Here is a 20,753-nt window from a genome sequence, read left to right as displayed (position 1 = left end):
CCGAAGCGGCTAAGCACATCTCTGCAGCATGAGCAGCGGTCAGCTACTCTGATCAGGCTGCGCCAGCTGAGCTGGCCGCAGAATCACCGGGGGGATCACGTGCCATCACAGCGCGCGCACATCGCAGGACTCGACATCGTCCGCGGTATCGCCATCGCCCTCGTCATGCTCCGCCACGCCGCCCCCGACATATTCGACGGAGCAGGCATCGTCGGCGTCGTCATGTTCTTCGCCCTCAGCGGCTACCTCATCACTGGCACCCTCATGGGCAACATCGAACGTCGAGGCCGTGTCGACTACAAGCGCTTCTACACGAACCGCGCTCTCCGACTCCTACCCGCCATGTTCTCGATGCTGCTGATCTTCGTGATCGTCGAGCTCATCATCGGACCTACGGGCAGCGTCGGACGTCTCCTCGTCGGGGCCCTCGTTGGCGGCCTCTACCTGCAGGACCTCTTGCCGATGCTGTCCTACCCCGGCATTAATCACCTCTGGACCCTCGCTGTCGAGGAACAGTTCTATCTCCTGTGGCCCGCGCTCCTGGTCTTTCTGTTCCGCCGGAAAGTCCTCACGAAAGGCATCCGCGTCGCGGTTGTCGGGCTCGTGGCGATCTGCGCGCTGAGCGTCGTCGCGGCTACCGCCGTCCTCGATGTCGTCGTCATCTACCCACTGCCGACGACCTGGGCTGTAGCGCTCGTGCTCGGTGGTGCTGCCTACATCCACCGCGACCGCCTCGAGCGCACGCGTGCCAGCATTCCCCTCGCCATCACTGCAGCGGTCATCCTTGCCGGCTTCAGCGTCATGCCCGACGCGAAGGAGCAGGCCATCACCTACCTGCTCGGCGGTGCCCTCGTCGCGCTCTGCACGATCGCCATCATCGCCGTGACCCGCACCTGGCAGGCCTCGCCCACACGAGCTCTCGAGCCCCTCCGCGCACTCGGCGTCATCTCCTACGGCGCGTACCTCTGGAACGGCCCTGCGACCCACTGGACCGTCGACAGCCTCGGCCTCAGCGGCTGGCTCTCCATCCCCGTCACGCTCGTCCTCGCCGTCGCCAGCTGGTACCTCGTCGAGCGCCGATTCCTTTCCATCAAGGACCGTCTCGCGCTCCAAGCACGGCAGAGGCGCGAGCAGGAGATCCAGAGTGTCTGAGATCGGGCGCAACTACCGCCCTGCCCCCGGGTGGCTCTTCCTCGTCGCGGCCTTCAGCGCGGTGACCGTTGTCGCCCTCGGCGTCCTCTTGCTGCCCGCGCCCTGGAACTATGCCGGCAGCCTCGCCGTGGCCGGTGGAACCGTCGCCTTCCTCATACCTCTGAGGCACCTGATCTTCATCTGGGGTGCGCTGCTTCCGATCTGGTCAGTAGCCACCCTCGACCCGATCATCTTCGACGCCCTCCGCTTCAGCATCGCTGCGGTGGTCCTCGTCCGCAGCGCCCGTCTTCCCCGCAACCTTTGGACTCGACCCGCCGCGCGCATCGCCGTCACCCTGGCGATCGTCGGCGTGCTCGTTGCGGTCATTGGATACAGCCGGCCCGAGCAGACCGCAATCAACACCGGAATCAGCATGATCATCGGCAGCATCGTTAGCTGGATCATTTTGACTCGACTCGACAACCCCTGGACGCTCTTCAATGGCTACCTACTCGGAACAGCAGCCAGCGCGGCCGTCCTTATCGCAGCCGCAGCCGGCTACCAGACCATCACCCCGCTTGCCTTCGCCGGGTACTCGCGACTGTCCGGACTGTCTCCGTCAGCCACCCTCGTCACCTACCAAATGGCACTCGGCGTTGTCATCGCACTCGCAGGCATGGCGCGCAGAAAGAACCGTCTCAGCTACGCACTCGTCGGCCTAGCTAGTCTTCTCGCGCTCCTGCTCAGTGGCGGTCGCGGCGGCGTCGTCGCGCTGCTCCTCGTGGGGATCCTCGCAGTCCGCTGGCGCTGGGTTCGAATTGGGCCAGCGATCCTTGCCGCCGCCGCGGTGGCGGCGCTGCTCGCCTACGCGAGTAGCCGCGGCCTCGTCCTGAACACCCTGCTACGACTCAATGCCGAGACAGGCGAAGCCGATCCTCGCGCCACGCTCCTGCGAGGAGGACTCGCTGCAATCCAAGAAAACCCATGGATTGGTGTCGGATTCGAGGCCTTCCGGTCGGCCTATCGCGCCGTGCCTCACTTTGCCCTGGTCACCTTCTTCGTCATCGGAGGCGTCGCCTGCGGAATCCCCATTGTCTGGGCCTTCCTCGTCCTACTCCGCCGCATCATGCTCGTCGATCCCAAGCCCTTTGGAGCGGAGGGCCAGGCCGGCCACATGATCATCGCCGTCCTGATCGCCACGATCTTCCTCGAGCCCTCCGGTCCGTTCGTCGGGTCCGCGTTCCAGACTCTGCTCCTACTCGGATTGAGTCTGACTGAACTCCGGAGAACGAGGGACGAGCCCGCACACGAAGCGGTACTTCTCAGCGACGCCCGCTGAGACGACGAAGCGACCCCCTGCCTGACTCTCGAGAGTCAGGCAGGGGGTCTTCGTGTCAGGTGGCGGCCACCCAGGCATCACTGGGTGCAGATCCGCTGGCGTAACGGGGCGAAGTGCCCACCATCACGCGCGCCCCGGGCTTCTTGCCGACCACGTTGACGTACGCGACCGCATCTGCCAGCTCTGCAGAAGTCGGAGACCAGTCCACGAGGGCGGGCCGCTCGAGCCCTTGGGCCCAAGCTGTGTGACGCTGGGTCTGCGCCTCAGAAGCAGTCCCGCCAGGTACGAAGATGACGGGTCGGATACCTGCCTGCTGGCATCGGTAGATCAGAGTCAGAAGGTTCTGACGCCACCGCAGCATCGCCTGGTCGAGCGACAGGCCTGCGGGCCACAGCGGCTTGGTCGAACCGTCCGGGGCCGTGTAGGTCAGCTGTGTCTGGTTCGCGTCGTTTGTGAAGAAGTGGATCCAGCACTCGTCCGGCTTTTCGGCGAGAACGTACGTGTCGAACCAGTCGAGAGCCCAGTCGGTGGTCGTCCCTCCAAGCGCCCGGGTCACGACTGTCGAGCCGGTCTTAGCAGCGACAGCCTTTCCGAGCGCACCGTCGTAGAACGCTCCCCACGAATCACCAAGAAGTACGACCTTGCCGCGCCCGACCTTGCCTGACGTTCCTGCCTCACGGACAAGGAGGTTCGACATGAACAGGTTGTAGATGGTGTCGGTGCTGTTCGCGTTTGTGACGCTGACGACGATCTTGTCGAAGCCGGTGACGGGCACGTTGACCCTTGTCATGAACGCGTCGTGCGTCTGGTCGTAGAGGGTCACGCCGTCACCAGTCACGGTCACCTTGATCGTGTACGCGATGCCGCTCTCGGACGCTCGGTAAGCGGCCGTGTAGAACTCGAGCGCGGCAGGCTTCCGCCCGGTGTAGATGGTCGCTTCCGAACCGTGCCCTGCCTTGTGGGTTCCGGTCATCACGCCGGACGCTGCGACGCACGGGTGCAGCTCCACAAAATCGACCGGGCTGATGACGTTGTGGGTTGCCTGCACCCCCTGCTCGGTGCGGACGATGGGAGCCGCCGAGTTGACCTTCCCGAAAGCGACGAGGGCCGCGTTTGGCTGCCAGGCCTGGTTGTAGGTCGGCGGCTGGGCGTCCCAAGTGCCGGACAGAATGCCGCCTCGAGCCGAAGTCGCCCCGTTGGCCCTCAGCGCGTGCTGGGCGTAGGCGCGAGTGGCAGCCTGGGTCAGGTGCTGCCCTGACACTGCGTCGTACTTCGCCGACAGGGTCCCCGTGAAGTCGGCAGCGAGCGCACGCCTGAGGGTGATGGCGCTCGCCCCGTCGTTGCCCATGACGGTGACGAAGAAGTCGTCCGTGCCGCTTGCCCGGTTGAGAACAGCAGCGAACCGGTTCGTTCCGAGACCTGCCACTTTGGAAGGCTCGCTCGACGTCAGGGTCTTGCTGCCCTTCGTTCCTGTTACTGCGATCGACATCTCTGACGCGTAACCACCGCCCGTCGCCGTGGTCGTGGGCAGCCCGGTGCGAAGGTTGTCGGGGGACTTGACTGCGAGGCCAGTGTCGCGGGCCTCGATGTACACCGGCGCGAGGTCTGCGGACCCGGCTCCACCACTACCGCCGCCCGAGCCGATGGGCGCGAATAGGGAATCGGACTGCGCCTTTGTGTACGCATCTACCTTGAACGCGGCTCCCATCGCCGTGCGGACGGCTCCTTCTTCGGGCAGCAGTGTGGTGTCGTCGAACGTGGGGATGAAACCCATGCGGGGTACCTGCTTTCGTGTCAGGCCCCACGGGGCCGCTAAACGGGAAAGGCCACCCGCAGGTGGCCGTGATGTTGGGGTGGCGTCTGAGGTGCTGCTACTCGGTGACTGCAGCCTTGGGGACAGAACCCAGGCCGATGGTCACCAGCCAGCCGTTCACGGCAGGGATCGCCATGACCCGGGCGAGAGCGCCAGCGACGGCCGTGACGCCGGCCGCGACCGCGAGGAGCCAGAGCCGGACCCCGTTGTCGACCGGGAGGCCGAGGGCGTCGATGACCTGGGGCAGGACCGTGGCGAAGACGATGAACGTCGGGACTCCGGTCTGGACGATCGTGCGTAGGACCCGCTGGCTGCGGTACCAGATCGGCTGGACGTCGGTGGATGCGTGGCTCATTTGGTGTCCTTCTTGTCGTGATGGATGAACGAGTTCAGGTCGACCTCTTCCGTGTCGCGGAGGATCGCAACGAGCGCCAGAACAAGCCGGATTACCGAGAACAGCAACCCCGAGTAGACGGCGATGCGGACGAACTCCACGCCCGGGTAGGGGGCGAACGCGAGGTGCAGAGTGTTCATCGCGAGAACGCCAGCCAGAGACAGGACGGCGTACATCAGCGAGCGCCCGGGACTGGTCTTCCGCCAGTTCGAGAACGAGGCGTAGATGACGACGAACAGGATGGCTGCGACACAGGCTGCCCCTGCGATCGCGTTGGGGATGACATCGAGCCAGACGATGCCGTTGCTGATGGGTTTCACTTGCGAGCCTCCATGGCGATGACCAGAGCGTCACCGAAGTTGTTCTTCATCCGGCGGCGCTCAAGAGAGTCGACTAGCTGACGGACCTCAGCCCTCTGGCTATCGACCTTCTCGAGGTCGTCCGTCGCCGCACGCCTGGCTTCCTGCGCTTCGAAGACGTCTGTCCGGGGTGGTGCTTTGCGCCTAAACGGCCACATCTGAACCTCCCGACATGTGCGGGATCGTTGTGTCGTCGGGGACGGGCGGCAGGAAGTCGCGGTAGAACTTGTCCGCAATCCTCACGCCGGCCAGGAGCGCACCGTTCTGCTCGAGTGCAGCTCGCCGGCCTTGCTCAGAAGTCCCGTGGGCTTCTTTCCACTCGTCGCCGCGGAGACGTTCACGCTCGAGCTCGCGACGGTGAGCGGCGATCGGGACCAGCTTGCCGGTCAGGATGAGGATGACGACACCGACGAGAATCGCGCCAGCGCCGACATCGGAGTAGCTGCTAATGAAAGCAAGCGGATCCATGGTGCCCCCCAGGGTCAGGTTCAGACGCCGTTCAGTCGGCGGATGGTCGCGAGCTGCGCCGAGTTGACAGGGTGGCGGCTGCCGTAGAGGGCCTCGTACGTCCCGCCCTCGCCCTCGGGGATCTCGAAGTAGACGCCGGGGCCGACGACGACCCACGCATTGTTGTCGACGTTCGCGTAGACCTGGTTCGGGTGCTGGTGCAGGAAGACCTCGCGGAGGCCGTTGAAGATGTGGTCCTCGACGCGCTGCAGCGGAAGCCCGGACGCAGCCACGAGAAGGTCGCCCTTCCCCTTCTCGATAGGGTCGAAGTGGCCTTTCTGAGCGACGGCCCAGACGTCTGTCTTGAGGTTGGCGAACACGATCATGTCTGGCTCCTTGGGGAGTGAGGTGGCGGGCGGCAGTCCACCGGGGATGACGACGGCTCCGCCGGAACTGGCGGGACCAGCAAGCGGGGGCACCTCGGCGTCGTAGCCGCCGTTGAAGTGCCAGGACTCAGGGGTGGGGCGGAAGTCCGCGCCGGTCCATCGGATGCCGCGCTGCTGGCCACGCTTGACGACCCAGGACTGCTCGGACATCGTCATGGCGCGGTTGCGGCCGTCCGCCATGGTGACGCCGAAGTCGAGAGCCGAGCCTCGGGACTCGTCATGGGTGGACGTGAAGAGCGGGCTGGCGGCCAGTGGTGCCCAGGGGCCACCGCGCTGGTACCGCTGCCACGCGGCGAGCTTCGCGGCCTGGTCGTCGCGAGACCGGACACCCTCGTTGACGGAGAGCACCGCACCGCCAGCGAAGACACCAGCGGACTCGGCGATGAGGGACCGGACCTGCGCAGCAGTCGTGGCGCTCGTGACGTACTGCGTGCGGCCGTGATGCTCACCGTACGAGGAGACGCCTACTGGGTAGAGGGCCATGGCGTCAGTCCCATCCCAGCGCACGGACGAGGAACAGCGGGACGATGGCGGGCTCGCCCGGCCATGCCCACTCGACGTAGTCGCCTGTGTAGTTGCTCTTGTTGATGACTGGGTTCTTGGCGGAGCCCTCGAGGGTCTGCGCGCTGGCGTACAGCAGGCCGCCGCGGAACGGGAACCGGAACGGCGCGTTGAGCACCCCGAACTCGTTGGTTCGCAGGCCCGTGAAGAACTGGATCTTCTCGTAGATGACGGCGTCAGCAGGGGGCGCGGTGCGGCCCGGGGGCATCTGCAGAACTTGGACGGGCGCGCTCTCCGGCATCCACCCCTTTGTCGTGCTGCGCCACACGTACGGACGTGCGTCCGCTGAGACGAAGCGGCGACGGCCGAGCCAGTTGCCGCTCGCCGGGAGGTCATCGACGGTCGCCACCGCGGACTCAACCTCGTCTCGGACCCACTCTCCGAGCTTGTTGTGGTCGGCTCGGATGGTCGGGGACGGGTTACCCGCGATGAGCGGCACGCCCTTAGTTGGTTCGGGTGTGGTTGCCATGTGCACCTCCGGGCGCGAGAAAGACCGCCCTGGTGGGGCGGTGGTGTGAGGGGTGGATCAGGTGGTGAAGGTGATCTCGAGCGCGCCTGACTCGCTGTCCTTCTGCTTGCCTGCCCAGATGACGTAGCCGGCACCGTCAGCGCCGACACCGAGCTGCGCACCTGTTTTGAGCAGGTCGCCGAAAGACGTCGGGAGGTCCTGCCATCCGGCAGGGTTTGGGACAGACGTCAGGTTGTTGATCGCGGGTGCGCCGCCGGGACGGCTGCCGTATCCGTGCGTTCCGATCCGAGGCCTGTTGCCTGCCCGGTCAGAGAGCAGCGGCAGGTAGATGCGGACCCGTTCGATGGTTGCGCCGTCTGGGATGTTGTCGGCGATCTTCGGGCCGTACACCCACAGCGACTTCTTGGAAGCGGACGCGTAGACATCGTCGATCCACATGCCGCCGCCGAACGATCCGGAGCCGAGGGCGGTGAACTTCTGCACCTGACGTCCGCCGCTCGCAGGGGGAGGGGGAGGCGGCGGTTCCGTTGGTGACGACAGGCCAGCAGCTGTCGTCACGATCTGATCGACAGTGCCACCCGATCCCCAGTCGATGAGGACGATGTCGCCCACGACGGGCTCAGCGCCCTTGGGGTACCCCATGAGCTGGGTGACGCCGGAACCGGGCGGGAACTCCACTGTGCACCGGGGTGACCCCGTGGCAGTGACGCGGCCGACCCGGTAGTTGGGGCTCGTGATGTCGAGGGCGACGAGGCTCTTCTTCACGCGGAGGAGTCGCACCGTCTCGCCTGGCATGGGCCAGTACCGGCCAAGCAGGGTCACCAGTTGGCGCTCACCGTCGATGTCGACGAGTGCGAGACCGTCTTCTACCCCGGCGAAGGTGCCAGTGATGGCGAGCTCGACGCTCGGGATCTGCCCCAGCTGATCGCGGATCGCATCAGTCGACGTTAATGGCACGGCTCAGCACATCCCCTCGGATCGTCATCGTGGGCGCAGCCGACAGGTTGTAGGTCGCGATGCGGACGACCCATGTGAAGGTGCCGTCGTCAACCGTCCTGACGTCACCTACCTGCACTGTCGGGTCAGCGATGCACTGGATCTCGAGGGACGCAGCCCGGGGCTGGGAGTACATCTCCAGCAGGCCGGGTGCCGCGGCTCGCGCCTGGGCCTCGGTCTCGATCTGCGGGTTGGAGTAGAAGCGGGGCACGTTGTGGAACGGGGTGCGCGTCCCGACCGCCGCCGTAGCCCGCAGCGGTCCTCGCTCCACCCACAGTTCGGCGAGGACGCCCCCTTCGGCCCCATCGAGGCGAATGACGATGCCGTTGTAAACACCCTCCGCGTCAAGCGAGGAACCGATCTGCGTGATGGTCCCGTTGGGCCCGACCTTGAGTTCGCCCACGGGGCCTGCCGGCGCGTTGGGGCGGGCGGTCAGGGTGCCGTCCCACTCCATGTAGGGGCTTGCGTCGAGCAGCGCCATGAGGTCGATGACGGCCGAGACCCGTGACTCCTCGTACGTGACCGACCTGGTCAGAGCCTTGTCAGGCACCGACCTGGTCACCTGCAGGCCCGTCATCTGCTTGATCTCGTCCCAGACGGAGATGAGGCTCTGCGGGGAGGACAGCCGAGTGAAGCGGTCCCGCTGCACCTCCACCATGCGGTCCTTGAGCTCGAGCTGGATGCGCGAACCGACAGTGACCCGTGTCTCGCCGAACATGAACACCGAATCGTCCGCCGATGGAACAGCGGTGATCGTGTAGTCACCGAGCTGCACACGCTCGCGGAACACGTTGCCCACCGACACAACCGCGAAGAGGACGACACGGGCACCGTACGGAGCCAGCCAGTCCTGCGGGTCGCTCGGCTTGAGCGACGAGCCTTGGTCGTCCGTCCACACCACGGTGACCGTTCCCGATTCCTCGACCTCGCCCGAAGCGTCACCGCGAAGCGAGGCATCTTCGATGGGAAGTCCTTTGAAGAGGCGCTCCCCGTCGTAGAAGAGGTCGGCCTCGTACTCGAGGGTGAAGGACCCAGTCAGGGCTTCGCGGAGTGCGCGCGTGGACGGTCTCATGCGGCGCTCCCTGCAAGATCGAAGTCGGACTCGGCATCGAAGTAGGTCAGGTACGCCGCCTCGAGGTCCGCGTACGTGGCGTATGCGGTCTCGAGGTCCTCGTAGGTGAGGAGCGCGACGACGATGGCTTCGATCGGTGGTGCTGCTTCGTCGCCGGCCATCTGCCAGACGATCGTCTCGCCCCCGTTGCGAGCATCCGCAGGCACCCTCTTCGGGCTCTTGACGAGCGCGAAAAACGGCTGCGGAAGACCGAGGTCGAGGGAGGACCGTAGGCAGACGACGGGCAGCTGCTCGTCGCCGTACCCACCGAAGACCGAGTCCAGGCGGCTCGCATCGTCTTTCGTCAGGGTGATGACGGTCAGGTTGACGCCGGTGATTCCTGTCCTGCCCGTACCGACGTAGACCGGCACGCTGCGACCGATGGGGCGGATGAGCGTTCCCTCGAACGGGCGCTCGATGGACTCAGCCATGGACATCTCCGCGATGACCTGCACGGCACGTGATGGCGCAACAGGCTGCTGCAGCACCGTGCCGACGAAGTCGACCGTCGTCGTTGCAGCGTCACTGAAACCGAGGTCGAGGCCCGCCGCATCGAACATCTGCGCCCGGTACGTCACCTCAGGGCCCATGGGGGCACCAAACGGCGGCTCGGTGTCGATGCCGGAGAACCCGCCTGCCGCGTACACGTCGATCGCGCCCCGCACACGTTGGGTGCGCTCGGCAGTCACGCGGAACACGGTCGCTGTCTCCGTGCCGGGGGCCAAGTCCGTGAACTTGAACTCCACCCTCGGGACTGGTGCCATGTCGGGGATAGGGTTCAGCTCGGGCTCCGTGTAGATCCGGTAGGACGGCGAGGCGTTCACCGCGCCGGACCAGTACGACGACGTCGAGGCCCCATCGAACGGCTCCAACGGTCGCTTACTCGTCGTCGTGGTCAAGGTCGGCAGCAGCACAGTGACCGTGTCGCCAGCAGCCGACTGCGACGTTTGCTCCCGGACCACCTCGAACACGACTTTGGCTGTGTTCGCCGGGGCCACACCGGTCACCTGGAAGTACCCGGACAGCCACGAATCGTCAGCAGCGGGCGGCACGAAACGCGTAGTCGATCCCGCGACAGGCAGGAGCCCGACCGTCGAAACACGTGTGTCGGACACCATCGGCTGTTGCCCTGCCCGATACCGGTCAGAACCAGCCGGCGACTCGAACAGGCCCGCGGGAGCCTCGAACCGGACCAGCTGGGACACGACCCGTAGTTCCGCACCGGCCGAGCTCATGAACCGCATGCGCACCCGAACCTGTCGGCTGCCCACCGTCTCTGCGCCCACCTGCAGCGAGCCCATCGCAAACCAGGGCTGTCCGGCTTCTGCAACCGGGTTCTCCTCGTCCCGCAGTCGAACGCCTCCCTCGGCCGCGCCCGTCATGGTCGCCTTGACCGGTCGCCCGATCGGCGAGACCGATGCGGCCAGCCCGGTGAAGGACTGCACCGCACCGATCCCTCGAGGGTTCCGCACGTAGTTCGTGACGCGCATTACGCCCCCTTCTTGCCGTTCGAGATGGTCAGGCGTTTCTGCTGATCGTCCTGGCGGAGAACGCCACGCACGACCCCCATGAACTCGCCCGAATCGAGGTAGAGATTGCCCTGGTACTCGATGAGCTCGGGGCCGCGGTCAGTGCGGCCCTCGAGCGCATCCTTGAACCCAGGCGACAGGGGCACCACGGCTTCGTCGTAGCGTCCCTCCCCGACGTTCACCAGCGACCCGCCAGGGGTGCTCTTGATGAACGCGCCGGCAGCGAGCTGCGGGACACCCTTGAAGTCGAAGTGCCACGGCTCGCGCTGCGAGAACCCGAGGCCGGTCGGGTACCAACCGAACTTCGGACCGTTCGACGCCAGCCAGCCCCGGGCCGAGGCACCGAAGTCACCCGCCAGCCCCAACCCGTGGTTGGACGTGCCAGGTGCGGCAGCGAGGTTGCCCTTGCCGGCCTTGTACTGGGCCCAGCGCATCTGCTGGCTTGCGAGGTCGCGGTAGCCCTCGGTGAGGGACAGGCCCGTGCCGGTCGCAGCCCTTGCTGCCTGATCCGCTGCGATAGCGGCCAGGGCAGCGTCGCGTCGAAGCATTCCGCCCGAAGCGCCCACACCCGGCCCACCCGTGGCGAACGGAACCGACATGAGCTGGCCCTGCGGGAGCTGGCCGTTGTTCCCGCTACCCGCGACCGACGCGAACGTCCCCGCGAGCGCCTGAATCTTCTCGACCGCGCTGCTGACGAGCTTATTCCCGAGGCCCTTAGCCAGGTCGACCATCCCGCCGGCACCGGGAATCTGCTTGATGAGCCCATCGATCAGGCCGCTCATTGCCGACTTCGGGTCCGACACGAACCGGGCCGCGGCACCGGCCGCATCCTTCACCCAGTCGATCGCACCGTCGATGATGCCGCCGTTGGCGTACCCGCCTCCCATGAGGGAAGCGAAGCCGATGCCGCGACGGCCGGCGGCGTTGGCTGCCAGGAATGCGCTCCGGTCAGCGGCAGTCCGAAGACCCTCCGAGACGAGAACACCTTCTCCCTTGCGCATCGGCACGAGCTGGTCGTCGCCGTCACGCATCCGGGACTGACCCGGCAGGATGCCACCTGTCCGGAATCCCTTCGGCAGGCTGATCTCGGGAATTTTTGACGACCCGAAGAAGTCCGCGACCTTGTTGAAGTTCTTGATGATGCCGTCGTTGATGACGGTATCGACCACGAACTTGATGGGGATCTTCGCGAGCTCCTTGAGGCCATCCCAGGCGGTGCCAACTGCGTCACGTCCGGTCTCGAACGCCTTCGGCAGGGTGTCCTTCACGAACCCTGCGAGGGCGTCGAAGATCGGCTTGATGCCGCTGTTCCATACGGTCGAGATGACGCTCGAGATCCCGTCGAACGCGGGCTTGATGATCGTCTGCCACAGCCAGGTGAAGATCGGTGCGAGCTTCGTCTGCACGAACGCGACGATGGCCGCGAAGATGATCTGCGCCCCTAGCTGGAACAGGGCGAATCGGTCGCTGATCCAGGTGAAGACCGGCGAGATGACGTTGGTCCACAGCCAGGTGAAGATCGCACCAAGGGTGTCTCGGACGAAGGACACGACCGCGTTGAAGACGATCTGTGTGCCTGCCCACCAAACCGAGACGAGGAGACCGATGAGGGCGAAGACGGGCTTGAAGATTGTCTCGTACAGCCAGGTGACCGCTGCACCGACGACGAAGACGAGGATGTGGACGAGGAGGTCGAAGACGGCGAACACCGCGGTGCCGACCCAGGAGATGACAGCCCAGATGCCCTGGAAGGCCGGGGCGAGGATGTTCTGCCAGAGCCAGGTCGCTGCCGTCGCTACGGCCTGGAAGATCGAGACCCAGAAGCCGATGTAGAGCTGCACGGCCCCGCCGACCACCTGCACGGCGAGGGCGATGCCGTCAAAGGCGGGCTTGAGGGCGTTCTCGTACAGCCAGGTCGCCCCGGCCGAGATCGCGTCCCATGCCGGCTTGATGGCGTTCTCCCACAGCCAGGTGAAGCCCTGGCCAAGAGCTGCGACCGCGACCTGGAGCGCCGCGAAGACGTTCTCGACGATGCCCTGGCCAAGCTCCGTCTGGGTGAAGAACCAGATGAGCCCCGCCACGAGGAGACCGACGATCGTGATGATGATGCCGATCGGGCCCATCGCGAACCGGACGGCGGCACCGAGGACCCGCATGCCACCAGCGGCGATCCCCGATGCAACGGCGCTGACCCGACTCGCAGCCGACTGCACGTTTAGAGCAACAGTCGCAGCCGTGATGGAGCCGGTAGCCGCGATCCGAGTGCCGATGCTGGCCCGCTCGATGCCCATCGAGAGGAGGGTTGCCCGCGTTGAGTTGTTCAGCGCCACGGTCCGGGCGATGTCAGCAGCGGTCGAAGCGACCCGCAGGGGCAGCCCAGCGACCATGGCGGCGTTGGCTGCAGTCTGGCTGGCGCGGTAGAGCAGGAAGCCGGCCGCAAGCGCCACGATCAGCGGCGTCACGTACTCGGTGTTGTCGCCGAGGAATCTGAGAATGCTGGCGAAGGAATCGATGATCGGGGACAGCAGGGGGAGCCCTGCGGCAAACAAGCCCCCCACAGAGCCCGCGATCTGCCCCAGGCCCTGCCAGACCTGGCCCAGAACGGGAAGCATGGGGGAGCCAGCGGACACAAGCTCGGTGAACGATGTACCGACCTCGGACAGGTTGGCGTCAGATGCGCCAGACGCGATGCTGGAGAAGACGTCCTTGACCTGCCCGCCGAACGACGAGACACCTTCGATGACTGCGGCGAAGTCGATCCGGTCAATCCACCCAGCCAGAGTGGACATGCCAGCAGCGACCTTCTCGCTGAGGATGTCCGCGTAGGGCTGCAGCGCAGCACCGGCCCGGTCAGTCGCGGCCGTGATCGACCCGAAGAGGGCAGGTGCGCCAGCCACAGCGCCACCAAGGAACATCGCACCGATGCGCCCAAGCGCCGCGCCCACGTTCGCGAGCGAGCCGCGGACGGTCTGTCCCGAGGCAAGAGCCGCGCCACCGATGTTCTCCTCGATGACCTTGCGGAACGTGGCCGAGTCGACCTCGCCGTTGCTGACCATCTTGGACAGCTCTTCGGCCGTGACGCCGTACTCGTCCTGCAGCCACTGGAAGATCGGGATGCCGCGGTCGGCCAGCTGGTTCAGGCTGTCCGTGTAGACCTTGCCACTTGTCGTGGTCTTGTTGATGATGCTGCCCATCTCGCCCAGCGAGACGCCTGCGATGGTCGCAGCGTCAGCGGTGAGGGAGAGGTACTTCGTGAGGTCCTGGCCGGGCTTGATGCCAGCGGCTACGGCGGAAGCGGCGACACCAGCGGCGTCACCGAGCCCGAAGGCGGTGCCCTTGACCGAGGCCAGGGCGCTGTCCATGATCGCGGCGATGCCCTGGACGTCGTGCCCGAGGCCCTTGAGCTTGCCCTTGGCGTCGTCGATGTCGAGGAGCCGGTCAAGCCCCTTCTTCGCAGCGACCGCGGCGATCGTTGCCCCGATGGCCGTGACAGCCCCACCCACGATCTTGGTGGTCTGCACGGCCATCGAGCCGACTGACTTGAGGAAGCTGCCCGACATCTTCGAGCCGACAGACGCACCCAGGCCGGCCGGGTCGATCTGCTGCTCGATGAGCTTCCCGGCACCCTTGGCCTGAGGCACAACGCTGACGTATGCGATCGCGGACTCGGTGGCCATGGGTCATCCCCTGTTCTTTCGCAGCACCTCCCGCGCATCAGCAGGAGAGAGGGACGTTTTGCCCAGACGGTTCTTGTTGATGTCAGGCCACGGACGCGGGTACGGCTTGAGCCGTTGCTTGCTGCCCGCGGTGACCTTGATGAGATGGTTGATGGCGTCGAACAGGTCCGCTTGCTGGATTCCTTCGCGTGACAAGGGGTAGTCCCAGCCAGCACGCGCGGCGAATAGGTGCGACGTCGTCTCACGGGTCGCGACACGAAGAAGGCGGTCGACCTTCACGTGGTCGACCGCCTTGCCTCGTGCGTCACGGATGACGCCGTGACCGTCTAGGTCAAGCCCGAGCTGGTGCAGTTCCCAGACGAGCTCATCGGGGTAGGACTCCGCTACTTCCCGGAGTCCTTGGATTCCCCCAGGCCCACGTGCCCCGACCACGCCTCGAAGACCGCGCTGAGGTCTTCCATGTCGAGGGTGGCCTTGAAGTCGGCCGGCACGACGAGGTCGTAGAAGCGATCGATGACCGCGACGCCGAGCTCACGCTGGTACGCCTCCTGGACGTCCTTCGCGGGGTTCTTCGGGGCCTTGTGCTGCGCCTGGATGGTCATGATCTCGGACGGGACACGGCCCGGGAGGGTGTACTCGGCCCCGTCGTACTCGACGACGAGTGCGGGGCGGGCCTTGGCCTTGATCTGCAGTGCCTTCACGGCGGTGGTTTCACTCATGGGTTTCTCCTAGCTCGGTGGAGTGCTCGGTGATCTGGAGCGGCATGCCGGGGCCCGAGCGCCCCGGCATGCCGGTGGGTTACTTCTTGGGCGCGGTGGCCTTCGAAGTGGTCTTGGTGTCGGCGCTGCCGTCGCCCTCGGTGGGCTCAGGGGTGGCGTCGGGGCCGGTGGGCACGTCGGCGGGCTTCGTCTCCTCGACGTCGCCCGTGACGCGCACCCAGTAGTTCTTCTCCTGGGCGGCGCGCTGCTCCTCAGTGACCTTCTTGATCTGACCGGTCTGCACGTGACGGACGGACATCGTCTTGGCGTCGCTCATGGTCACTCCCCGTCCGTGGTGTCGAGAGCGGAGTACCACTTGACGGCCGAATAGGTCTCGTCACCGACCGTGACCTCGTAGCCGGTGAAGGTGACCTCGTAGCCGATGGGCTCGCCGTTGGAGTAGACCTGGTCGCCGACCGCGGTGACCTCGCCGTCCGGGACGTCGATGCGGATGATGTCGTCGTCGTCGATCACGTCGATGACGAACTTCTGCCGGCCGCCGGTCTTCGACGGGTTGACCTTGAGCGAACCGTTCGCCGCGACCTTCGAGCCGTAGTAGAGCTCGATGTTCTCCTTCTTGGTCTCGAGGAGGACGAGCTGGTAGCTGATCGAGGACTCGGTGACGACCTCGCGGACGAGGGCACCGTTCTGCCAGCCGCGGATCTGGTTCGTGGAGCGGTCACGGGTCTCCGTGACACCACCGTCCCCGACGTAGCCGAGGTCGATGTAGCCGGTGAGGGCGCTCGTGGCGCTGGTGGGGCTGGTCGCGGTCTTGGGAGCGTTGTACACCGCGCCCGTGACCGCGACGCGAACGTTGGAACTGTCGAGACTCAAGAGAGTCACCTTTCGTCGGTGGTTGTGGGCGCGGTGGCCCTTGGGATCCCGGCTCGGTGGGAAGAGGCCCGGCGTTCCGGGCACGAAGAAAGCCCCGCCTGTCGGCAGGGCTAGGAGTCGAGTGGGCTAGACGAGGTTGCGGCCGCGGTGCCCGACTTCGAGCTCAGCGGTCTGCTTGAACCAGCCGTCTGCGGCGGGGTCGGGGTTGGGGCCGCCGTTGACGGCAGCGCGGGTGAACGGCTTGCCGTCGACCATGCCACCAGGACCCCGTGTTGTGCTGAGGGCGAGAACGAGGTTCATGAGGTCGACAGCGTCACCCTCATCGCGGCAGATGACGTCGACTGTGACGTACCCGGTCTGGAGCGTGTCCGCTCCACCGCCCCCGGGCGAGACCGTCAACACGACGGCGTTTGCAGTGCTCGAGGTCTTCCTGTTCGAGACCAAAGACGACTGCGCGTATGCCTCGGGACGAGACGACAGGATGAGGGCTAGGCGTCGGATGAGGGCGGCCAGGAAGTCGCTGTAGATGATGCCGTCCATTGCGTCTCCTACCTTGCTTGGGCTCGTCCGACGACGGAGCGGATGGCGTCGACTAGCTGCTGTCGCGTCTGCTGCTCGCGCGTGTGCGGGGCCTCGATGCGCCAGCGGCCGCGAGTGCCGCCTCCGGCTGCCTGGGTGATGACCCAGCGGATCGTCGAGCCAGGCACGCGTGCCGCGACTGCTTCGGCGGCGGGGCGGGTCTGTGCGGCCATGCCGGCGGAGGACATGACTTGCTCGCCGAACCCTCGGCGGTTCAGGACGACACGGGATCCACTAGCCATCGACGTACTCCGTTCGCTCGAGCTTGACGACGATGCCTGGGCGGTGGTTTGTGTAGAACGAGCGCCAGTCGTTGGGGTCCCCGATGACGCTGTACCTCACGCCCCGGACGGTGAACTCGTCGGTGTCGGTCACGGTGCTGTTGGCGGGCATGTAGAGCGTGAGCCGTCGCGAGTTGGTGTCGTCGCTCGTAGCCGCGTTCTCATCGCCGGTGTCGGGAGCGACCCCTACCCCGTCGACTTTGCGGGTGTTCTCGCTGTGTGTGGGCTTGCCGTAGCGGTCCGGAGGCCCGGGTGTGCGGGTGTGCTGTTGAACTGCTTCAGCCATCAGAGGAGCCCGGATCGGATGCGAAAGCTTCGGATGCCTGAGCGACGTTCTTGGGGGAACAGGTCTACGACGTCTGTCGCAGCGATGTAGATCGCTCCTGATGAGGCAGAAGTATCGATGGTGCCGGACTCCGTGAAGGGGCCAGTTGTGCTTGAGGACTGGCGGAGTGCCTTGGGGTTCAGCAGGACACGGCGGACGGCGTTCACGACGGCGTCGCGAGCTGCGTTCTTGGCGAGCGCGTCCTTGGCGATGAGGCTGTCGAGGTCGATGTGTCGTCGGCGCGCCATGCTTCGGAGCTTGGTGGAGGCCTGGTCAATCCAGGCCTCCACCTTGCGGGTTTCTTCGACCGTGAGGTCTCCCCACACTTCTTCGACGTCAGACGGGTCTGCCAGCGGGTCCATGCGGGGGTCCTTCTACTCGACGGGGACGCCGGCCTCGGCCAGGGCGTCGCGGATCTCGCTGGCCTTCGCGGTCTCGTCGACCTCGTAGCCCTTGGACAGCCCGTAGGCCGCCCACGCCTTGGCGGACGATCCGGCTCCGGACTTCGGGGGGATGGGTACTTCGCCGGCCGGGAGGGCCTCTGGCTCCTTCGGTGCCTTCGGCTCCTTGGGTTCCGCGGGCTCCTTGGGTGCCTTCGGCTCCTTGGGCTCTTCGGCCCAGACGCCGGGGGTGGTGATCTTGTCGACCGCCCACTTGGGGACGTCCTGTCCGGGGACGAAGACGTGGGTGATGAACTTGTCGTCTCGCACGACGACGGTCGCTCTGAGTTTTGCCATGGTGGTCTCCGTTCTGGGCGAGGGGGGCGGGGTGGTCCCCGCCCCCCTCGCTGGGTCAGAGAACCTTCGCCGAGAGGCTCAGGTTCGCGTTGGCCAGGACGGGGAGCGCGATGGCGTCCGAGATGACCTCGGCGATCATCGGGGGCTTCTCGTTGCGGTAGACGCCCGCGACGATGCCGGGCTGGTCGGCGTCCTCGATCTGGTAGGAGTCGTCTGTGGAGGTCAGCGTCTGCCCCCAGAACGTCGCCCCGAGCTGGGTGCCTTCCCAGTCGTCCGTCTCGACCGGCTCCGGCAGCAGGAGCAGCCGGTCGTCCGAGAGCACACGTCCGCCGCTGGTGCGGCGGTCGTGACGGAAGATCGGGGGGAGGCCGGCTCCGGTGACGACGGCCTGCACGTCAGCATCCGTCGCGGGGCGGGACACGCCGTTGAGAAGCTGCGTCTGGAACTGCTTGCCGGAGGACAGAGCCCGGAAGACGCGGTTGGTCAGGACGATCGCGCCGGGGTCGACGCCGTTGGTCTCGCGGTAGACGTCGACGATCGACTCGAGGAAGCCGAGGCGGTCCGCGTCGATGCTGCTCCAGAGGGTCGGGGCGGTGACGTTGTGCGAGGCGGAGCGGCCGAAGTCGTCGTCGGACGTGAAGTTGTCCTGGGCGATGGTTGCCTTGCCGCTGTCGAGGACGGTGCCGCGGAGCCGCTCGATGCGGTCCGAGACGGCCTGGACGACCTGCCGCGTGGTGCCGAGGACTTCGCGGAGGATCGCGTCGTCGGAAGCGTTCCGGCTGCGGAGCTGCTGGTACTCGCTGACCGGGATCTCCTGGCCGAGGGCCGGAAGTTCGAGGGTGACACGGCGGCCGCCGCGAGCCTTGCCGACCTCGGGCTCGGCGTCGTAGGTGCGGAACTTCGCCTCGGTGACGAGGCCGTTCTGGCCCATGACGAAGCGCACGACGGTGTCGGCGACGTCGCGGTTGGGGAGCCAGCGGGCGAGGGTGCCTCGGCGTGCCTCGATATCGGCCAGGGACTCGCGGGCGTAGCCCGTCAGGGTCGCCGGGTCGATGACGTCAGTCCAGAGAGCCATCAGGCGTCACCTCCTACGAAGACGAAGCCGGCAGCGCCAGCGGTGGGTGCGGTGAACGTGCCGGGGAGGTTGGCGACGTTGATGATGCCGTGTCGGAGGACGGCCACGGGTGCGGCCTCCCCGTTGACGACGGGAGAGTCGGTGAGGACGAACCCGAGCTGCTCGCCCTCGGCACCGGTGAAGGGCGTGAGCGCCTTCTCGTTGCTGGCGTCGACTCGAGTGCCGGACGGGATGAAGCCGTCCGGGTAGTGGGTTGCGGGGGTGAAGTCGGTGAGCGACAGGGTCCCGGTTCGCGCGTTCGCGATTCCGTGGGTGGACCCGAGCCACGACTGGTCGCCGCCGCCGAACGTCTCCGTGCGGAGCTTGGGCATGCTGGTTCCCTTCTAGGAGGTGGTGGTGGACTTCTTGCTGCCCGAGAAGAGGTCCCGGCCTGCGCCGACACCCTTGTTGGGTGTCGTGGTGCCGCGGCCGCGGCCCTGTCCGAGGTCGACGGTTCGACGCGTCGTCTCGGTGGTCTTCTCGGTGGAGTGCTCTTCGACCCACGCCTTGATGGCGTCGGCATCGGCCTGGTCGCCCTTGACGTACTTGGAGCGGTCGAGGTCGAGCAGCGCGCCGGCATCCGGCACACGCCCGGCGAGGGCAGTGGTGAAGGCGCTCTTAACCCGCTCAGCAGCGAGGATGCTGCGCACTTCGGCCCTTCCGGCCTCCCGTGCTTCCTCGATCGCTTTCTCGGAGTCCGTCTGGCCAGCCGCCACGAGCCTGTCGCGCTCTGCCTGCAGCTCGGCGACCTGCTCAGGACTGAGCTGACCGAAGGCCCTGACGCGGTCCTCGTTCTGGCGTGAGCGGTGCTGCCAGTAAGCGGCCCGCTGCTCTGGCTCCATGTCCTTCGGGGCCGTGTTCGACGGGAAGCCGAGTTCACTGTCCTTCTGAGCCTCGCCGTCACCGCCAGCACCGGCACCCGCACCCGCACCGAGGTCGTTGTCGACAGGGGCGAAGAAGCGGAGCCGCGAGGGCGAGGTTGCGATGGCGTAGTACGGGGTCTTGAGCATTGCTGTTCTCCCATTTCGGGTCGGGTGTCCCCATTGCGGGGTGGTTCCGCGCCGAGGCGCGAAGATCAGAGGTCGACTGGGCCGGTGAACTGGTCACCGCGCCAGGCGAGGACGGGGCCGAGTTCCCCGTGGTTCTGCGTGACGACGAGCTCGGTGAAGTCGGCGAGACGCGAGGTGTCGCCATAGTCGACGGTCTTGCCGAGGCCCAGATCCCGCGCCTGCGGGTCGGTGAGCCCGAGTCGGCGGGCGATCTCGTCGTGGGTGGACGAGAGGAGCTGCGGGTTGATGACCTGTCGCTCGGGGTCGCCGCGGAACCCCTTGATCCCGCAGTCGCACCCAGGGTGGATCGGGAGGAGTTCGCCGACCCGGTAGCGCTGCGTCGAGGCGATGACGCAGAGACCGCAGTTCTCGCGGCCGGTGAGGACGCGCTGGTACTGCTCCACACCCGACCGCTCGAGCGCCCGGCTAGCTGCGTGCGTCTTCGCTAGCTGGGAGCCCGTGGTGACGAGGGACCGTAGCCGGTCTCTGCCTGCGTTGATGGCCGCCGTGACCGTTGAGCCCCGCGCCAACTCGTTGTGGACGGTAGCGAAGGGCCTGCGGAAGAGGTCCTCACCAGCGATGCCACGGAGCGCGAGGGTGGTCGCGTACGACACAGTGCCGCGTACGACCGCCTTGGCGAGCATCTCGCCCGCAGACCGCGCCAGGTAGGCATCCGTGAGGAGGGCCATCTGCCGTTGGCCGGACTCGATGCGTGGGACGACCTGCACCGCGAAGCGGTTCGCGTCCGCGTCGCGGTACGCCTCGAGGCCCATGAACATGCCGATGGCGTAGACCGCCATTTGC

25 protein-coding genes are annotated in these 20,753 nt (G+C 66.4%); 2 read left to right on the top strand and 23 right to left on the bottom strand.

The window, feature by feature from the left end; genetic code table 11:
• The first annotated feature begins 99 nt into the window (after positions 1 to 99).
• Positions 100 to 1,152: an acyltransferase gene (locus ITJ48_RS05310; RefSeq protein WP_194612701.1), complete on the top strand. Its 1,053-nt coding sequence runs from the start codon at positions 100 to 102 to the stop codon at positions 1,150 to 1,152.
• Positions 1,145 to 2,470 (top strand): O-antigen ligase family protein, encoded by a 1,326-nt coding sequence (locus tag ITJ48_RS16610; protein ID WP_194612700.1) that lies wholly within the window; start codon positions 1,145 to 1,147, stop codon positions 2,468 to 2,470. Before ITJ48_RS05310 ends, ITJ48_RS16610 begins: the two co-directional genes overlap by 8 nt.
• A 55-nt stretch (positions 2,471 to 2,525) precedes the next feature.
• On the opposite strand, the gene ITJ48_RS05300 is transcribed toward ITJ48_RS16610, so the two are convergent.
• The 23 genes from ITJ48_RS05300 to ITJ48_RS05190 form a co-directional block, all read right to left on the bottom strand.
• Positions 2,526 to 4,244 (bottom strand): hypothetical protein, encoded by a 1,719-nt coding sequence (locus ITJ48_RS05300; protein ID WP_194612699.1) that lies wholly within the window; start codon positions 4,242 to 4,244, stop codon positions 2,526 to 2,528.
• Between the two features lie 97 nt (positions 4,245 to 4,341).
• Positions 4,342 to 4,638, bottom strand: coding sequence for a hypothetical protein (locus ITJ48_RS05295; RefSeq protein ID WP_228506204.1), 297 nt, complete (start codon positions 4,636 to 4,638; stop codon positions 4,342 to 4,344).
• Positions 4,635 to 4,997 carry a hypothetical protein gene (locus ITJ48_RS05290; RefSeq protein ID WP_194612698.1) on the bottom strand — a complete coding sequence of 121 codons (363 nt, stop codon included), beginning with the start codon at positions 4,995 to 4,997 and terminating at the stop codon, positions 4,635 to 4,637. The genes ITJ48_RS05295 and ITJ48_RS05290 overlap by 4 nt, the downstream gene beginning before the upstream one ends.
• A 183-nt stretch (positions 4,998 to 5,180) precedes the next feature.
• Positions 5,181 to 5,504 (bottom strand): hypothetical protein, encoded by a 324-nt coding sequence (locus ITJ48_RS05285; protein WP_194612697.1) that lies wholly within the window; start codon positions 5,502 to 5,504, stop codon positions 5,181 to 5,183.
• Positions 5,505 to 5,524: 20 nt separating this feature from the next.
• Entirely contained in the window at positions 5,525 to 6,412 is an 888-nt protein-coding gene (locus ITJ48_RS05280) for a hypothetical protein (RefSeq protein ID WP_194612696.1), read from the bottom strand.
• A gap of 4 nt (positions 6,413 to 6,416) precedes the next feature.
• Positions 6,417 to 6,959, bottom strand: a complete 543-nt coding sequence (locus tag ITJ48_RS05275) for a hypothetical protein (protein WP_194612695.1) — start codon at positions 6,957 to 6,959, stop codon at positions 6,417 to 6,419.
• 57 nt (positions 6,960 to 7,016) lie between these two features.
• Complete coding sequence (locus ITJ48_RS05270) at positions 7,017 to 7,916, bottom strand: hypothetical protein (RefSeq protein WP_194612694.1); 900 nt, start codon at positions 7,914 to 7,916, stop codon at positions 7,017 to 7,019.
• Positions 7,897 to 9,027 (bottom strand): hypothetical protein, encoded by a 1,131-nt coding sequence (locus ITJ48_RS05265; protein ID WP_194612693.1) that lies wholly within the window; start codon positions 9,025 to 9,027, stop codon positions 7,897 to 7,899. Before ITJ48_RS05265 ends, ITJ48_RS05270 begins: the two co-directional genes overlap by 20 nt.
• Positions 9,024 to 10,556, bottom strand: coding sequence for a hypothetical protein (locus ITJ48_RS05260; protein WP_194612692.1), 1,533 nt, complete (start codon positions 10,554 to 10,556; stop codon positions 9,024 to 9,026). Before ITJ48_RS05260 ends, ITJ48_RS05265 begins: the two co-directional genes overlap by 4 nt.
• On the bottom strand, positions 10,556 to 14,272 hold the full coding sequence (locus tag ITJ48_RS05255) for a tape measure protein (protein ID WP_194612691.1): 3,717 nt from the start codon (positions 14,270 to 14,272) through the stop codon (positions 10,556 to 10,558). Before ITJ48_RS05255 ends, ITJ48_RS05260 begins: the two co-directional genes overlap by 1 nt.
• A 3-nt stretch (positions 14,273 to 14,275) precedes the next feature.
• Positions 14,276 to 14,551 carry a hypothetical protein gene (locus ITJ48_RS05250; protein WP_194612690.1) on the bottom strand — a complete coding sequence of 92 codons (276 nt, stop codon included), beginning with the start codon at positions 14,549 to 14,551 and terminating at the stop codon, positions 14,276 to 14,278.
• 104 nt (positions 14,552 to 14,655) lie between these two features.
• Positions 14,656 to 14,991 carry a hypothetical protein gene (locus ITJ48_RS05245; RefSeq protein ID WP_194612689.1) on the bottom strand — a complete coding sequence of 112 codons (336 nt, stop codon included), beginning with the start codon at positions 14,989 to 14,991 and terminating at the stop codon, positions 14,656 to 14,658.
• A gap of 79 nt (positions 14,992 to 15,070) precedes the next feature.
• Entirely contained in the window at positions 15,071 to 15,307 is a 237-nt protein-coding gene (locus ITJ48_RS05240) for a hypothetical protein (protein WP_194612688.1), read from the bottom strand.
• Between the two features lie 2 nt (positions 15,308 to 15,309).
• Positions 15,310 to 15,864, bottom strand: coding sequence for a hypothetical protein (locus ITJ48_RS05235; protein ID WP_194612687.1), 555 nt, complete (start codon positions 15,862 to 15,864; stop codon positions 15,310 to 15,312).
• A 126-nt stretch (positions 15,865 to 15,990) separates the two neighbouring features.
• Positions 15,991 to 16,404, bottom strand: a complete 414-nt coding sequence (locus ITJ48_RS05230; protein ID WP_194612686.1) for a hypothetical protein — start codon at positions 16,402 to 16,404, stop codon at positions 15,991 to 15,993.
• An 8-nt stretch (positions 16,405 to 16,412) separates the two neighbouring features.
• On the bottom strand, positions 16,413 to 16,616 hold the full coding sequence (locus tag ITJ48_RS05225) for a hypothetical protein (protein ID WP_194612685.1): 204 nt from the start codon (positions 16,614 to 16,616) through the stop codon (positions 16,413 to 16,415).
• A 61-nt stretch (positions 16,617 to 16,677) separates the two neighbouring features.
• A complete protein-coding gene (locus ITJ48_RS05220) occupies positions 16,678 to 17,010 on the bottom strand; it encodes a hypothetical protein (RefSeq protein WP_194612684.1) in 333 nt (110 codons plus the stop codon).
• Positions 17,010 to 17,411, bottom strand: coding sequence for a Gp19/Gp15/Gp42 family protein (locus ITJ48_RS05215; protein ID WP_194612683.1), 402 nt, complete (start codon positions 17,409 to 17,411; stop codon positions 17,010 to 17,012). The genes ITJ48_RS05220 and ITJ48_RS05215 overlap by 1 nt, the downstream gene beginning before the upstream one ends.
• A gap of 12 nt (positions 17,412 to 17,423) precedes the next feature.
• Positions 17,424 to 17,786: a hypothetical protein gene (locus tag ITJ48_RS05210; protein WP_194612682.1), complete on the bottom strand. Its 363-nt coding sequence runs from the start codon at positions 17,784 to 17,786 to the stop codon at positions 17,424 to 17,426.
• A 55-nt stretch (positions 17,787 to 17,841) separates the two neighbouring features.
• The gene (locus ITJ48_RS05205) at positions 17,842 to 18,861 is read right to left on the bottom strand and encodes a major capsid protein (protein ID WP_194612681.1); all 1,020 of its coding nucleotides are present in this window, start codon (positions 18,859 to 18,861) and stop codon (positions 17,842 to 17,844) included.
• The gene (locus ITJ48_RS05200) at positions 18,861 to 19,232 is read right to left on the bottom strand and encodes a hypothetical protein (protein ID WP_194612680.1); all 372 of its coding nucleotides are present in this window, start codon (positions 19,230 to 19,232) and stop codon (positions 18,861 to 18,863) included. Before ITJ48_RS05200 ends, ITJ48_RS05205 begins: the two co-directional genes overlap by 1 nt.
• 12 nt (positions 19,233 to 19,244) lie before the next feature.
• Complete coding sequence (locus ITJ48_RS05195; RefSeq protein WP_194612679.1) at positions 19,245 to 19,910, bottom strand: hypothetical protein; 666 nt, start codon at positions 19,908 to 19,910, stop codon at positions 19,245 to 19,247.
• A gap of 65 nt (positions 19,911 to 19,975) precedes the next feature.
• A complete protein-coding gene (locus tag ITJ48_RS05190) occupies positions 19,976 to 20,749 on the bottom strand; it encodes a hypothetical protein (protein ID WP_194612678.1) in 774 nt (257 codons plus the stop codon).
• Positions 20,750 to 20,753 lie beyond the last annotated feature (4 nt).

This window comes from Frigoribacterium sp. VKM Ac-2530, from assembly GCF_015350835.1.
In the GTDB taxonomy this organism is placed as follows: Bacteria; Actinomycetota; Actinomycetes; order Actinomycetales; family Microbacteriaceae; genus Frigoribacterium.
Note: the sequence above shows the minus strand (reverse complement) of the source record. Positions and strands in the feature narration are given on the sequence as shown.